This is a genomic window from Pseudoalteromonas sp. TP27, from assembly GCF_056470645.1.
The window spans coordinates 287933-301209 of record NZ_JARDAK010000001.1 but is presented as its reverse complement, the minus strand read 5'-3'; the positions used below and the strand labels follow the sequence as shown (position 1 = coordinate 301209).

At 37.6% G+C, this 13277-nt stretch carries 16 protein-coding genes; 8 read left to right on the top strand and 8 right to left on the bottom strand.

Features of this window, described 5'->3' with window-relative positions:
* Position 1: 1 nt before the first annotated feature.
* Complete coding sequence (locus PX700_RS01345) at positions 2–583, top strand: YceI family protein (RefSeq protein ID WP_479519632.1); 582 nt, start codon at positions 2–4, stop codon at positions 581–583.
* Between the two features lie 84 nt (positions 584–667).
* On the opposite strand, the gene PX700_RS01340 is transcribed toward PX700_RS01345, so the two are convergent.
* Positions 668–1510 carry a TIGR02285 family protein gene (locus PX700_RS01340; protein ID WP_479519631.1) on the bottom strand — a complete coding sequence of 281 codons (843 nt, stop codon included), beginning with the start codon at positions 1508–1510 and terminating at the stop codon, positions 668–670.
* A 138-nt stretch (positions 1511–1648) separates the two neighbouring features.
* Positions 1649–1816, bottom strand: a complete 168-nt coding sequence (locus tag PX700_RS01335; protein ID WP_002961566.1) for a hypothetical protein — start codon at positions 1814–1816, stop codon at positions 1649–1651.
* Between the two features lie 370 nt (positions 1817–2186).
* Here PX700_RS01335 and PX700_RS01330 point away from each other — a divergent pair, with 370 nt between their 5' ends.
* Complete coding sequence (locus PX700_RS01330; protein WP_479519630.1) at positions 2187–2738, top strand: alpha/beta hydrolase family protein; 552 nt, start codon at positions 2187–2189, stop codon at positions 2736–2738.
* On the opposite strand, the gene PX700_RS01325 is transcribed toward PX700_RS01330, so the two are convergent.
* Positions 2735–3538, bottom strand: a complete 804-nt coding sequence (locus PX700_RS01325) for a M61 family metallopeptidase (RefSeq protein WP_479519629.1) — start codon at positions 3536–3538, stop codon at positions 2735–2737. The genes PX700_RS01330 and PX700_RS01325 overlap by 4 nt on opposite strands.
* 187 nt (positions 3539–3725) lie before the next feature.
* On the opposite strand from PX700_RS01325, the gene icd reads away from it, so the two are divergent.
* A complete protein-coding gene (gene icd / locus PX700_RS01320; RefSeq protein ID WP_479519628.1) occupies positions 3726–4994 on the top strand; it encodes an NADP-dependent isocitrate dehydrogenase in 1269 nt (422 codons plus the stop codon).
* A gap of 12 nt (positions 4995–5006) precedes the next feature.
* Here icd and PX700_RS01315 read toward each other — a convergent pair whose 3' ends face one another.
* The 5 genes from PX700_RS01315 to PX700_RS01295 all read right to left on the bottom strand — a co-directional run bounded on the left by PX700_RS01315 (position 5007) and on the right by PX700_RS01295 (position 8026).
* Positions 5007–5438, bottom strand: coding sequence for a hypothetical protein (locus PX700_RS01315; protein ID WP_010554222.1), 432 nt, complete (start codon positions 5436–5438; stop codon positions 5007–5009).
* Positions 5439–5854: 416 nt separating this feature from the next.
* Positions 5855–6061: a hypothetical protein gene (locus tag PX700_RS01310; protein WP_479519627.1), complete on the bottom strand. Its 207-nt coding sequence runs from the start codon at positions 6059–6061 to the stop codon at positions 5855–5857.
* A 28-nt stretch (positions 6062–6089) separates the two neighbouring features.
* Positions 6090–6539, bottom strand: coding sequence for a GNAT family N-acetyltransferase (locus PX700_RS01305; protein WP_479519626.1), 450 nt, complete (start codon positions 6537–6539; stop codon positions 6090–6092).
* A complete protein-coding gene (locus tag PX700_RS01300) occupies positions 6523–6657 on the bottom strand; it encodes a hypothetical protein (protein ID WP_479519625.1) in 135 nt (44 codons plus the stop codon). Before PX700_RS01300 ends, PX700_RS01305 begins: the two co-directional genes overlap by 17 nt.
* A 421-nt stretch (positions 6658–7078) precedes the next feature.
* On the bottom strand, positions 7079–8026 hold the full coding sequence (locus PX700_RS01295) for a LysR family transcriptional regulator (protein ID WP_479519624.1): 948 nt from the start codon (positions 8024–8026) through the stop codon (positions 7079–7081).
* A 428-nt stretch (positions 8027–8454) separates the two neighbouring features.
* Between PX700_RS01295 and aceK the strand changes: the two genes are divergently transcribed.
* The 5 genes from aceK (at position 8455) to PX700_RS01270 (ending at position 13240) form a co-directional block, all read left to right on the top strand.
* The gene (gene aceK, locus PX700_RS01290) at positions 8455–10227 is read left to right on the top strand and encodes a bifunctional isocitrate dehydrogenase kinase/phosphatase (RefSeq protein WP_479519623.1); all 1773 of its coding nucleotides are present in this window, start codon (positions 8455–8457) and stop codon (positions 10225–10227) included.
* Between the two features lie 64 nt (positions 10228–10291).
* On the top strand, positions 10292–11254 hold the full coding sequence (locus PX700_RS01285) for a zinc-binding dehydrogenase (RefSeq protein WP_479519622.1): 963 nt from the start codon (positions 10292–10294) through the stop codon (positions 11252–11254).
* Between the two features lie 102 nt (positions 11255–11356).
* The gene (locus PX700_RS01280; RefSeq protein WP_002963210.1) at positions 11357–11611 is read left to right on the top strand and encodes a DUF2999 family protein; all 255 of its coding nucleotides are present in this window, start codon (positions 11357–11359) and stop codon (positions 11609–11611) included.
* A gap of 153 nt (positions 11612–11764) precedes the next feature.
* On the top strand, positions 11765–12415 hold the full coding sequence (gene lepB, locus PX700_RS01275; RefSeq protein WP_479519621.1) for a signal peptidase I: 651 nt from the start codon (positions 11765–11767) through the stop codon (positions 12413–12415).
* A gap of 36 nt (positions 12416–12451) precedes the next feature.
* A complete protein-coding gene (locus PX700_RS01270) occupies positions 12452–13240 on the top strand; it encodes a hypothetical protein (RefSeq protein ID WP_415636311.1) in 789 nt (262 codons plus the stop codon).
* Positions 13241–13277: the final 37 nt, after the last annotated feature.

The window sequence follows — 13277 nt, the reverse complement described above, 5'->3', positions numbered from 1 at the left end:
AATGAAAAAATTATTAGTAAGCACAGCAGTCTCTGCAGCAATGATGTTATCGGCAACAGCCGCTCATGCAGCTGATTATGTAATTGATACAAAAGGCGGGCACGCATCTGTTAACTTTAAAATTAAACACTTAGGTTACAGCTGGTTATATGGTCGTTTTAATACTTTTGACGGCACATTTAGTTATGATGCTAAAAATCCTGATGCGTCAAAAATTATGGTAAATATTGATACCACTAGCCTTGACTCTAACCATGCAGAGCGTGATAAGCACTTACATGGTAAAGATTTTTTAAATGTAGATAAATACCCAAAAGCGACATTTAAAAGTACAAGTATTAAGTTTGATGAAGACGGTGAAGAGGCTGACGTAACCGGTGAGTTTACGCTGCACGGCGTAACTAACACTATTACCTTTGAAATAGATAAAGTGGGCGAAGGTAAAGATCCATGGGGTGGTTACCGCGTAGGTTTTGAGGGCGAAACCAGCCTTAAACTTACCGATTACGGTATTGATTACAACTTAGGACCTGCATCTACTCATGTTGATATTATTTTATCAATAGAAGGCGTTCGTCAGTAATATCATTATTAAATATAAAAACGCCACTTACTGTGGCGTTTTTTTTGCTTAACAGAAACTCAAATTAAGCGACTTCGAATTTGCTTATTTTGCGCTATTAATGCGTGACTGTAATAACGGCCTTAAATGCTCGGGCAACCAGCGCATGAGTAAATCATTATAAGCCTGCGTTTTTTTAATAACTTTAAGCTGCTCATTTAAAATCGCGATGTCTTTTTCACCTTGCTCGTTTTTAGTACAACCAATAAAGCCATAACTGAGCGCGGGAGATTCGGTTAATGGACGCTGTGTTAAATTTTCATCAAAGTGCATTGATTTAGCTAAATAGTAATGCTCACTCGGGTAACCCAGTAAAATATCAATCCGTTTTAAGTTAAGCATATACGTAAGGCTCGCTAAGCTATCGCGGGTGGGTCTTATTACTAAATTAATATTGGGTGTACTGTTTATTAAGGAGTCTATCTCTTGCCCATAAGAGCGGCTCATAGAAACTCCAAGCGTTAGTTTTTTATCTTGTAATAAATCTAATAGTGATACTTCTTTTGATTCCGCTATATTTAGCGCTTTGGCGAGCTTTTTGTGCATTGCAATAGAAGGCGAAAGGCCTGTTGTTGAGCTTTCCTCTGTAAAATATATGTGCTCTTTTCTCTCATCGTTTTTGTAAAGCGATAATGCACACGCATTATGCGAATTATTCGAAAGCTCTTGAATTACTTTACCTGAGGGAATGATCATTCGTTTAAATGTAATAGTGGGGAGTTGTTTTTCAAGAAGTGCAATTATGCTTTCGTCACGGCCTTGATATTGGTATTGACCATTTAAAATATAATAGGGTGCAAAGTCGTGCGCTAGCCAGTTTATGGTTCTAGCATTGCCTATTGAGCTCAGACAGAAAAATAGTAAGAAAGTAAAAAATATACGGAGCATTAAAACAGCTGCCAGTAATTATTATTGTAAAACTATTGTAACCAATAAAGAGCTAAAAAGTAAAATGCCAGCAACGAGGCTGGCATAATATCTTATCAATAATTGCAATAATAAAAGGCAATTAAAGTTATGTGTTGCTTAGTTAGCTTTTAGCCACTTAACAAACTGGCGTGCATCACTCGCTTTTTGAAACAATGCATTTTTTAAACCTTGTGTATCACTGAAGATTACACGATGTTTGTTTACTGAAATTGATTGCACTGGATGTGCAATTTGGATCATAGACCCATTATATTTATAAGACATAATAAAACTCACTTTATTCTTGTTATTTATTCTGCGCTATATTTTTATAGCAAATTGCAGTCAATAAATAAACGATGTTGTGTTTAGCTTCATTACAGTGTTGACGATCTTTATGACACTTTTGCGATGATAGTAAAAAATCATCTCGGTATTATTCAAGGGGTTCTCGCCGTACAATAACTTAGCTTTCAAATATACGTTTTGCGGGGCTTACTGGATCAGGGTAAATGGTTAACCGCGGCGGTTTCTTTAAACCAGAGAGGGAAAGTAACTTATATATATATTGTGTGCAAGCTATTTTTATGAAAATATTTATAATAAATCTTATCAACCGCTTACAAAGCCGGTTTTTAGTTACCAAAGGATAAGTATGAATTACCTAATAGTAAGTGATATTTATGGTTTAACCCCTGCTTTAATGGGGTTGTTAGAAGTGATTAGCGCGAATATAACTATTATAGACCCCTACAGTGGAAATTACCAACCTATTGAAAATGAACAAAATAGTTACGATAACTTTATGCAGCAGTGTGGTCATGATGAATACACTGCTAAAGTTCAAAAATGCTTTGAGGACCTAACCGTACCAACTATCTGTATTGCGTTTAGCGCGGGAGCAAGTGCGGCATGGCGAGCACAGTTATTAACAGGCAATACACACCTTAAAAAGTTAATTGGCTTTTATCCGTCGCAAATTAGGCATAATTTAAATTTAAGCGCAAAAGTACCCTGTGAGTTCATATTCCCAGCAAGTGAGAGTCACTTTAATGTTGATGAAGTTATTAAAGCTTTAAGCACCAAAGCGGATGTTAAGTGTTATAAAACCAATTTTTTGCATGGTTTTATGAACGAGTACTCAACCAACTTTAATGCGCAAGGGCTTGTTGAATATAGTAACTATATAAAACAGGGCAGCCGTTAAAGCGTGTTTAACTGCTCTTTACTAATATCAGGAAAATCAGTACGGGTATTATATTTTGTATAGAGTGTTGTAAAAACGCTACTACGAGAGAGTTTATCTAACTCTTTTATAAATGTTTTAGCATTTGAGCGAGCGGGTCTACAGCATACTTGATACTGTTTTATTATACCCGCGACCGATAACCCTTGTTTTTGTAGCTCCAAATCGGCCTGAGCAAAAAAAGCTGCACCAGTCCAATAAACACGTTGTTGGGCGCGTTGTTTCCACATATCGGCAGAGAGCTTATTAAGAGGTTGTGTTTTTGTTTTGGTTTGCAGGCGGGCACGGTCAAATCCTGCATTTAAACGTTGTACAAACTGCGGCTGGGTAATTATACCGCTGTCACGCATTATTACGTTTTGCATATAACTGGCAAAACCTTCACTTAGCCAAAAGCCAGAGTAAGGAAGCAGCGGTAAATATAAATGCGAAAGTTCATGGTATAGCGTCCAATCTTTAGTGAATGCTTTTAAACTGGCGTAGCGATCTATATGTAGTTCAAGCCCATCGGGGTTATTGCGTTTAACTGTAGCCCAAGGTACAGGCTCAAAAGCAACGTATTGTGGCTTTAAATAAATAGGCAATGTGGTTTGTTTTAAAGGCCCCAGTGTATTTTGTGTTTTTTCAACACTTTGATTAACCCATGTAGACACTGTTTTTTGAGCATTACTTGAGAGCGAGTTAAGGTTATGTATTACCACTTCAACGGCTAATGCGTTAAAAAAGCTTATTGATAGTAGCAGTACAAAAAAGAATTTCATTAAAGTGCTCCGCTGTAATTGATAACTGGTACGAAAATTCTAATATACAAGACCAACTAAATGGATAAATAATCACGCCTAATTCTTTATTTTTTAAAATGATAGTAACTATAAAAGTACAAATACAGACACTCCTAGCTAAGCATGGTTTAATCAATTAATCGTTATTTTAAGTTAGGTTTTAGCCATGACGTATCAGCATATTCAAGTTCCTGAGCACGGCCAAAATATCACTATTGATGCACAAGGACACTGGCAAATACCGTTAGAACCTATCATTGCCTTTATTGATGGCGATGGCGTGGGTCTAGATGTTATGCCGGTAATGCGCCATGTTGTTGATAGTGCAATTGATCATTGTTATAAAAGTGCACGGAAAATTCATTGGATGCAGGTTTATAATGGCGAGCAGGCTGCAAAGCTGTATGACGGTGACTGGTTTCCACAAGAAACAATTAACGCGGTACGTGCCTGTAAAATTGCCATAAAAGGGCCGTTAACCACACCACTGGGTGGTGGTTTTAGATCACTTAATGTAGCCCTCAGGCAAGAAATGGATTTGTTCGTAAATATGCGCACCATAAAAGGTTTTAGTGCGCTCCCTTCTCCTTTAAAAAATCCATTTTTAACAAACATAACAGTACTTCGTGATAGCAGCGAAGACGTGTACTCAGGTATTGAGTGGCAAGCGGGTAGTGTAGAAAGTGAAAAAATGCTCGACTTTTTATGTGAGGAAATGGGGGTAACTCGGCTTCGTTTTACACAAGAGTGCGGAATTGGTATTAAAAATATATCCAAGGAAGGCTCTGAGCGACTAATGCGCTTTGCAATTAGCTATGCACTTAAAAACAATAGTGAATCATTAACACTAGTACATAAAGGCAATGTACTTAAATTTACCGATGGGGCATTTAAACGTTGGGGTTTTACACTTGCACAAAATGAGTTTAATGCCACTGCACACGAAAATGGCCGTTGGTTGCAAATAGAGCGAGCACATCAAGCGCCCTTAATTATTAAAGAAGTTATAGCCGACAACATGCTGCAGCAATGTTTAATGCACCCAGAGCAATTTGATGTAGTGGTAACTACTAACCAAAACGGCGACTTTTTAGCGGATATGCTCAGCGCACAGGTTGGTGGTGTTGGTATAATGCCTGCTGCAAATTTAAATAACGATGTCGCATTTTTTGAGCCCACACATGGCACGTTTGAGCGTATAGCAGGGCAAAACAAAGCAAACCCAAGTAGCAGTATTTTAAGTGCAGTATTAATGCTTAAATTTATGGGCTGGGAAGAGGCTGCATTACTCATAGAAAATGCCTTAGAGCAAACATTTAAAAGCGGTGAAGTAACCTTTGATTTAGCACAAGAGCACACAAATAACTCAAGTATTCATAACTCGACAACCTTAACTTGTACTGGCTTTGCAAAGAAGGTTATCGAGCACTTTTAAATACATCCATTATTAAGCTGCTGAGGCAGTTTTTACTCTGTGCATGCAAGGGCGGTTAGTTAACTGCGCTGCACGATGGTAAATCTCATGTGCTTGGGGTTCATCGCACTGCGTACCACTAAGCGTATCCATTAAAGCTACAACAATAATTGCAGGAACCTGGCAGCAATATTCGTCTAAAACGGCTTCCGTAGTTTGCGCATCAACATGGCAAAGCGGGTGGTTTTTAAGTTGGTATGCGTTTAATAGTGTATCAACTTCTAATACATCATCTGGTTGATGTTTTGTTTTACGGCATTTACAACCAAACTCATCCACTAAAGTAGCTAATGCTTGGTAAGTTTCAGTGGTGTTAGCTTTAGTGCATAACTGCTCTTCAATGAACTGATGCAAGTTAGCATCGATGAATAATCCATCTTGGCGTGTGAAAGAAGCTGTTGTCATAATAATTACTCTTAGTTTGTTGGCTTAACTTCACTCTAGCGCTAAGTGTATTATTAATGAAATTGTTGTTTTCAATAACTGATATTGATTTTATCAATAGTAAATTTAATAGCTAATAAAACGCAGAAAACAACCTTAAATAATGCCAATTAATTTGGTGCAAAGTCGTGAAAGTGTGCACAAAACTGGAACAAAGGGAGGAGTTGAGGAATAAACAAGCATTCTTAGGTGGTTGTTTTTATTGAGTTTTAATTATTTATGGAATTGGTATTAAGCTTGCTAGTAATACATTGTAGGTAGATTCCTATATCGACGATTTCCAAAAGCGCCACGGTATTTTCCCAAAGTTGAATACCATGGCGCTTTTTTATTTTTCGAGTGTATTTTATTTAGCCGTAACAATAACAGTAGTAATGTTAAATTTTAACAAAGTAGGGAATTGCCACTAAAATAGCGCCTACAATAAGCAGCATACTTACACTGGTCATAAAGTATGGAAACACCAATAACGACAAACCAATACAAAGTGGCACTACGGCTTTTTTTCTTCGCCCGTAAGTAAGGTAGCCAATACCCATGCCGCCAAACAAAACACTCCACGCAATTATTGATGAACTATCCATTTGTACATTACCTATTTGAAATACTGATTTAAATTACAACCGACATTGCTAGCTTTTCAATACCATGTGAAGGAGTCCATCTTTTAAATTCCACGAAGCCATGCTTTTTATATAAATTTATTGCAGGAGTATTAGCAACTGCAGTCTCAACTATTGCATGAGATAAATCACCCATTGCTAGAACATAATTTATTAGCTTACTTGCGATACCTTTTTTAAAATAGCTAGGATCAACGGTTAAACTACAAATATCTAGACACTCGTTGTTTATATCTACTTCAATAACTGCTGCTAAGCATGCATTTTCGCTGTAGCCATAAAAGCTTGTTTCTGACTTTTTAATATCTTCAGCATTACGTGCTAAAGGAGGAAAGTTAAGCGAACCTATCAGTTTAGCCTCAATAGCATAGGACTTTTGAAAGACAGCAAAAATTATATTTGCAGTATCGCTATTCTTATTATTAAGTTTGTTTATCATTGTCTTCTTTTTTAGAAAATAAAGCGTGAATACCATATGCCGTAATAAAACCTCCGGCACCAATTGTGAAAAAAAGAAATAAATAAAACTTTTTCGGGTTACTTTCTAAAGATGCCACTGCCGGCTCATTGTATCTCTTATAAATGACACCACTTTCGTAATTAAAATAGCTGCGCAAAAGAATAAACAAACCTAAAACAATACACAGGAGCGCTTTACTTGTTTTCTTAGTGTTCTTTTTAACTATTACTATTTGTTGCGCAGCTTTTGGCTCAGTACGATTTGGTTTAGCTAATTCATCTTTAAGGCGTTTGTAGTTCTCTGGATATTTATGTGAGTCAATACTTTCAAGTGCTTCGTTTAATTCACTAAGTGAATAAGCAGAGTAATCAATATTTATAATAATTCGTCCGTAAGTTTTTATTATATAGAGCCGCTGTTTGATTTAACGACAGTAAGCAGAATTTCAAATTATTTAATAATTCTAATGATTAACTGTAATGTTAACAACTAAGTAAATATATAAAAACCATATTTAATTACCTATCTGCAATCGTTTTAGCAAATGCTAATAACTCACGTCTTAACCATTGGTGCGCAGGGGCATGGTGCAGCAGTGGGCTCCATATCATTTTTACTTCAATAGGCACTATTTGAAATGGCACAGGGCTGATTACTAAATCAGTATGAGAAGTTAATAACTTAGCCTGCCTGCGCGGTAGGGTGGCAATAAGTTCCTCTGATTGGCAAAGCAGGCTTGCAACCATGTAGTGGCGAGTAAAAACACGTATTTTACGGGTTTGTTCTAGTTGCCAAAGCGCTTCGTCTACCCAGCCTAATTTTTGCTTACCTGATTTATTAGTAACTGCGGCCTCTGGTCCCCAGCCTGCACGGTTTACCCAAATATGTTCTTTTTGTAAGTAGTCGTCTAACCCTGATTGTTGTAAAAATGTATTTTTAGGATGGGTTAAACAACAGTAATTATCGCGCCATACACTGGCTTGATGAAACGAGCGTGGTAGGCCATTAAAGCGGTTTATTGCTAAATCAATAGTGCCTTTTTCCATGTCTTGCAGGTTTACGTCGCTTGGGCTTAATACATCAAAATTAATACCGGGATTTTTACTAAGCTGCGCAGTTATAAAAGGGGCTATTAAGGTCGACTCTATGTAGTCGTTTGCCATTATTCTAAACGTAACTTCAGCCGTTGCAGGGTTAAATTGCTCACTAGGCTGCGTAATAGCTTCGGCCATTTTTAATAGGGTCTCAACTTCAGGCTTTAATGAAAGTGCCTTTGCCGTTGGCGTCATAGATCCTGCGGCACGCACAAGTAGCGGGTCGTCAAATAAATCGCGCAAACGTTTTAATGCGTTACTCATAGCCGGTTGCGTAAGCGCGAGCTTGTTAGCCGCTTTCGACACACTTTTTTCATCAATGAGTACGTTTAAGTACACTAACAAGTTGAGATCGACATTTCTTATATTCATATGGGCGTGTTGGCCTTTCAGGGTTGAAATTTGTTCAATCTAGGGGCGATTTAATCGCGGCGCGAGGTTTGCCACCTAGTGGGCTAAGTAAAAACCGAGCAAAGCTTCCGCGTCCTGCTCACGCCCCTTACCTACATCCATGTAGGCAACAAAGAGTTAATCGTCCCTAAAAAGAACCCTATGGGCAGTGTGTATTTGGCCTTTATGCAGCGTTAAAGTACATTTATGGGGAGTCACCACACTACATGTACTTTGCCTTGCTTAAAAACCAAATACACGGCTGCAAAATTAACCTCGAAAGGTCAATACGCCCAATAAATTTTATTTATATGCTTTATTAATTATCTAAATTAAAGCCTGCTTGCTAAAGTGTAAACAATTAATAAAAAATAACCGCCATAACTGGCATCAATATAAGTGCTGTATTTATGCAAAACAGGCTAACAAATCAATCTAATAATGCGCTACAACACGTTGTAGCCAGTAAGCTTGCACGATCTATTTTTGCTGGATTTGAAGCGATGTTTTCGCAATTTTTAAATATTACATTGGGTGCACAAAGCCGTTTTGAACAACAAAAATACCATGATGTACAAAGCGCTATGCGTGAGCGTTTACAGGTGTATGAGCGCGAAGTAAAAAATGTAAGTGAAGCAGTGCGAGTTATTGCTTACGCTGAACTTACTTGCCCGCAAACGTGGCAGTTAGCTAAAAATATTTACGGCGATATGGTACAAAATCACGAAAATAAACCCATCGCGCATACCTTTTTTAATTCAACGTTTGGCGCAATTTGGGACGATAAAAAAATTCGTACTGTGCATTTGTTTGTATTAAAAGCAAAGTATCGTAGTGAGCCACGATCTTATGAAAGCTTAGTGAGCAGGATATCGCTACAAAATGGGTTTAATAACGCCGTTAAAACGCTTATTACTAATCAAGTATTTAGAGTGCCATTTAGTCAGTTAGCACGCGATGTGGCCACGTTACAAAGTACGTTAATGCAAGGTGCTAAGCAGCAATGCAAACAGGTGTACGAACTTATAAATTTAAACGACGGGTATATTGAATACGCCAACTCATTATTTTTTAGAAACAAAGCCTGTTATTTAATTGGGCGCTGCATTGCTAAAAATGGCGACAACATGCCTTTTGCTATCGCTATTTTAAATACCGATGAGGGACTAAAGCTTGATGCTGTAATGATGGGCGCCGATCAATTAAGTTTATTATTTGGTTTTGCGCGCACGTATTTTATGGTTGATACCGACCAACCTGCTCGTTATGTAGATTACTTAAGCGTGCTAATGCCGCACAAACAACGCTTTGAATTATTTAACGCGATTGGTTTTATAAAGCACGCCAAAACTGAGTTTTATCGGCACAAGGTTGATACCACTAAAAATAGTCCAGCCAACTTTAAATATGTTACAGCGCCAGGTACTCCCGGTATGGTAATGCTGGTCTTTACTATTGAAGGGCTAGATTACGTATATAAAGTAATAAAAGACAAATTTAGCGCACCAAAAACAGCTACTAAAGCACAGGTGAAAGAAAAATATAACTTTGTAAAACAAGCCGATAGGGTTGGTCGTTTGGTAGATACGCACGAATTTAGATATTTAGCGTTTGATTTAAGTCGTTTTAGCGACGAACTGCTTGCTCGGATGAAAAACCAAATTGGTAGCAGTATGGTTATATCGGGCAAGGCACTTATTTTAAAGCACGTTTACGTTGAGCGTAAAATGACACCGCTTAATTTATATATTAACCAATGCGATAACAAAACCTTAGAAAGAGTGATGCATGATTACGGTAAAGCAATTAAAGAGTTAGCCGGCGCTAATATATTTCCGGGCGACATGCTAATGAAAAATTTTGGCGTAACGCGATGGGGACGAGTGGTATTTTACGACTATGACGAAATTTGCCCACTGACCGATTGCAACTTTAGAGAGGTGCCACAAACCCAAAATGCACTTGAAGAGCTAAGTAGTCACTCGTATTTTGATATAGCCGAAAATGATATATTTCCGAGCCAATTTAAGGTGTTTTTTAGTGCTAACGAACTTGCGTTTAACTATTTTAATAATGAGCACAGCAACTTGTTTTTAGCGACATTTTGGCAAGGCTGCCAGCAACAAATACATAATGGCTATCTACCCGATGTTTATCCTTATAAACAAAGTTGGCGATTTTGAGGTTGTTTGAATCTGTGTTCATCCCCATCTATATGTTATTACAGTTTTTAAACTTGGAGCGACAATGAAATATATTTCTCATGAAGATGGCAATCTTGCATTTAGTGAAACCGAAAAACCGGTTTTAAAGAGCCATGAAGTACTCGTAAAAGTAGAAGCTATAGGTGTGAACCGTGCAGATAGCATGCAGCGTCAAGGAAAATACCCGGCCCCTGCGGGAGATAGCCCAATTTTAGGTTTAGAATGCGCTGGTGTAGTTAGTGATATTGGCGGTAAAGTTGATAGAGTTTGGCTTAATAAACGTGTTTTTACCTTGTGCTCAGGCGGCGCTTATAGTGAATATGTAGCCGTTGATGCAAAGCAGCTTATGGAATTACCCGATGATGTAACAATGGCTGAAGGCGCAGCAATAAGCGAAGTGTACCTAACAGCGTTTGGCGCGTTATTTGAGCTTGGTAAATTGCAAAAAGGGCAAACAGCGCTTATTCATGCAGGTGCGAGTGGCGTAGGCGGTGCAGCAATTCAAATGGCTAAAAGCGCAGGTGCTACCGTAGTTATTACTGCCGGTACGGATGACAAATGCCAACACGCAAAAGAACTCGGTGCCGATCATGCAATTAACTACAAAACCACCGACTTTGTAGAATATATGAAAGCAAATGAGTTAACAGCAAATGCAATTGTAGATCCTGTTTCGGGGAGTTACTTAAATAAAAATGCCGCTATTGCAGCGATGGATTGCCAAATTGTAATGCTTGCATTTTTAGATGGACGTTTTGCAGAAGTTGATTTTGCCGCGCTTTTACGCAAACGTATTTCATTTCATGCATCAACACTTAGAAATCGTAGTATTGAGTTTAAACGCCAGGTGCGCGACGACTTTGTAGCACATTTTTACAATGATATTGCTACTAAAAAGTACGACTTTAACCTCTATAAAACACTACCATGGGGCGAAGCAAGCGAAGCTCACGCTATTTTAGAGCGTAATGAAAACGCAGGAAAAGTGGTTTTACTTGTAGAATAACCATGAGATGTAACACTGGGACGTGTGTTGACGTTGTTAATGCATGGCTCAGCTAATATAATTTAGTAATATAAAATACGTACAAAACACACAAGGTTAAAAATGAACCCAATACTAGCAATACTTAAAGAGCACAATGTAAGCGACGAAAAAGTAAAAGCATTGTTTGAAGCGTTTACTCAAAACCCAATGATGGCAATGGCGCTTGTTCAAGAGCTTGGTATTCCGCCAGAAAAGCTACAGCAACTTATGGCAGTCGTGATGACTCAACCGCATCTGATCAAAGAAGCGACTGACGAACTTGGTTTAGATTTTGAAAAAGTAAAAGAAGCGAAAGAAAAACTTAATCAACAGTAATTGATAATCTAATTTTCAGATTGATCATATAGCTAGGTAGGCAACTACCTTGCTATACCCGCCGTAAACCTCACACTTTTTGTTACACTCTACATTGAACTTGCTCAGTATTTAGTTAGTCATAATAATACTTAATTAACGCAGGGAAATAATATGAAACCGCTTTATAGGTTTTGGAAAAATAACCGCTCTCTTATCGTATTTATTGCACTGATGAGTGTATTTAGAAGCGCTGTTGCCGATTGGTACGAAGTGCCAACAGGTTCAATGAAGCCAACCATTCAAGAAGGCGACAGAATTTTAACGGATAAAATGGCTTACGATATTCGAGTCCCATTTACGCATATAAAACTACTCAAACTAGCGGACCCACAAACCGGTGATATTATCGTTTTTGACTCACAAGCTGCCGATAACCGTTTAATTAAACGTGTAATAGGCGTACCAGGAGATACCGTCGCGCTTGAAAACAACGAGCTCATTATTAATGGAAAAAAACTTAATTATGCAGATCAGCGAAGCAACATAGACTCGCTTGATAAAATTGAAAATTTAAACGGGCTAGAGCATTCGATAAGAGTGGCAAATATTCCTTCACGTTTATCGGGGTTTGATGCAATCACTATTCCGGATGACTATTACTTAGCAATGGGTGATAATCGCGATAATAGCGCTGACTCGCGTGTAATTGGTTTAATTCCGCGAAATGAGTTATTAGGTAAAGCAGAGCGCGTTATAGTGTCCCTTGATTACGATAACTATTATTTACCAAGAAAAGATCGTATTTTAAAAGTATTAAATTAACCCATTATTTATAGGTTTAACTAAAAACTATTTATTATGAATAAACATATAGTTTTATCATTTTTAGCGTCATTTATTGCATTTATAGTAGTGATTTTCGGTTTATTATGGGTACCTGAACAACATGCTCTATTAACTTTCGAAGTTGTCTCGCTCGTTTTTTTACTCTTTAACAGTGTAAGTATCACTCGCTGGGTGTATAAAAATAATGGGAATACGCGTGAGCGAATAGTTGCATTACTTTGTACCGGATCATTATTGCTATGCATAGGCGGTGACGTTGTTAATTTCAACTTACTACAGCAATATTATACCCATGGTAATGTGATTAAACATGATTATTTAGTTGATTCGATTTTATTTTTTGCACCTGGTTATATGTTACTTCTACTGGCTAGTTTTTTTGTTCTTAAATCAAAAGTATATTATAGCAATCGCACTTTAGGTGTTTATTTTATAATCGCCATATGTATATCTGTGGTTTCATTTTATTCAATGTATATCCCAGAAGCTGCGAGTTACACGCTAGTATTAACGTGGGTTTATAGCCTTATAATAACGGGTGTGGGATTAACCAGTGTTTTGTTAGTTAAGTCATATGGCGTTTCAAACGCACCATTGAGTGTATGGGTATTAAGCTTAGGTTTAGCTTTTGCAGCATTAGCAGATGCGTTGATTGGTCTTTTTTGGATTTATGGTAATGGCGGAGAGGGGTTCTATCCGCATATTAGATACATTAATTGGTTATTTTATATAATTTCTCAATCAATTGTCATCCACCTTCCTAAAGTCATGGTAATGAATGTACAAAATAAAGGTTATTGATTTCATTAACTGGCTCTAAGACGCAATAAAGCTATGT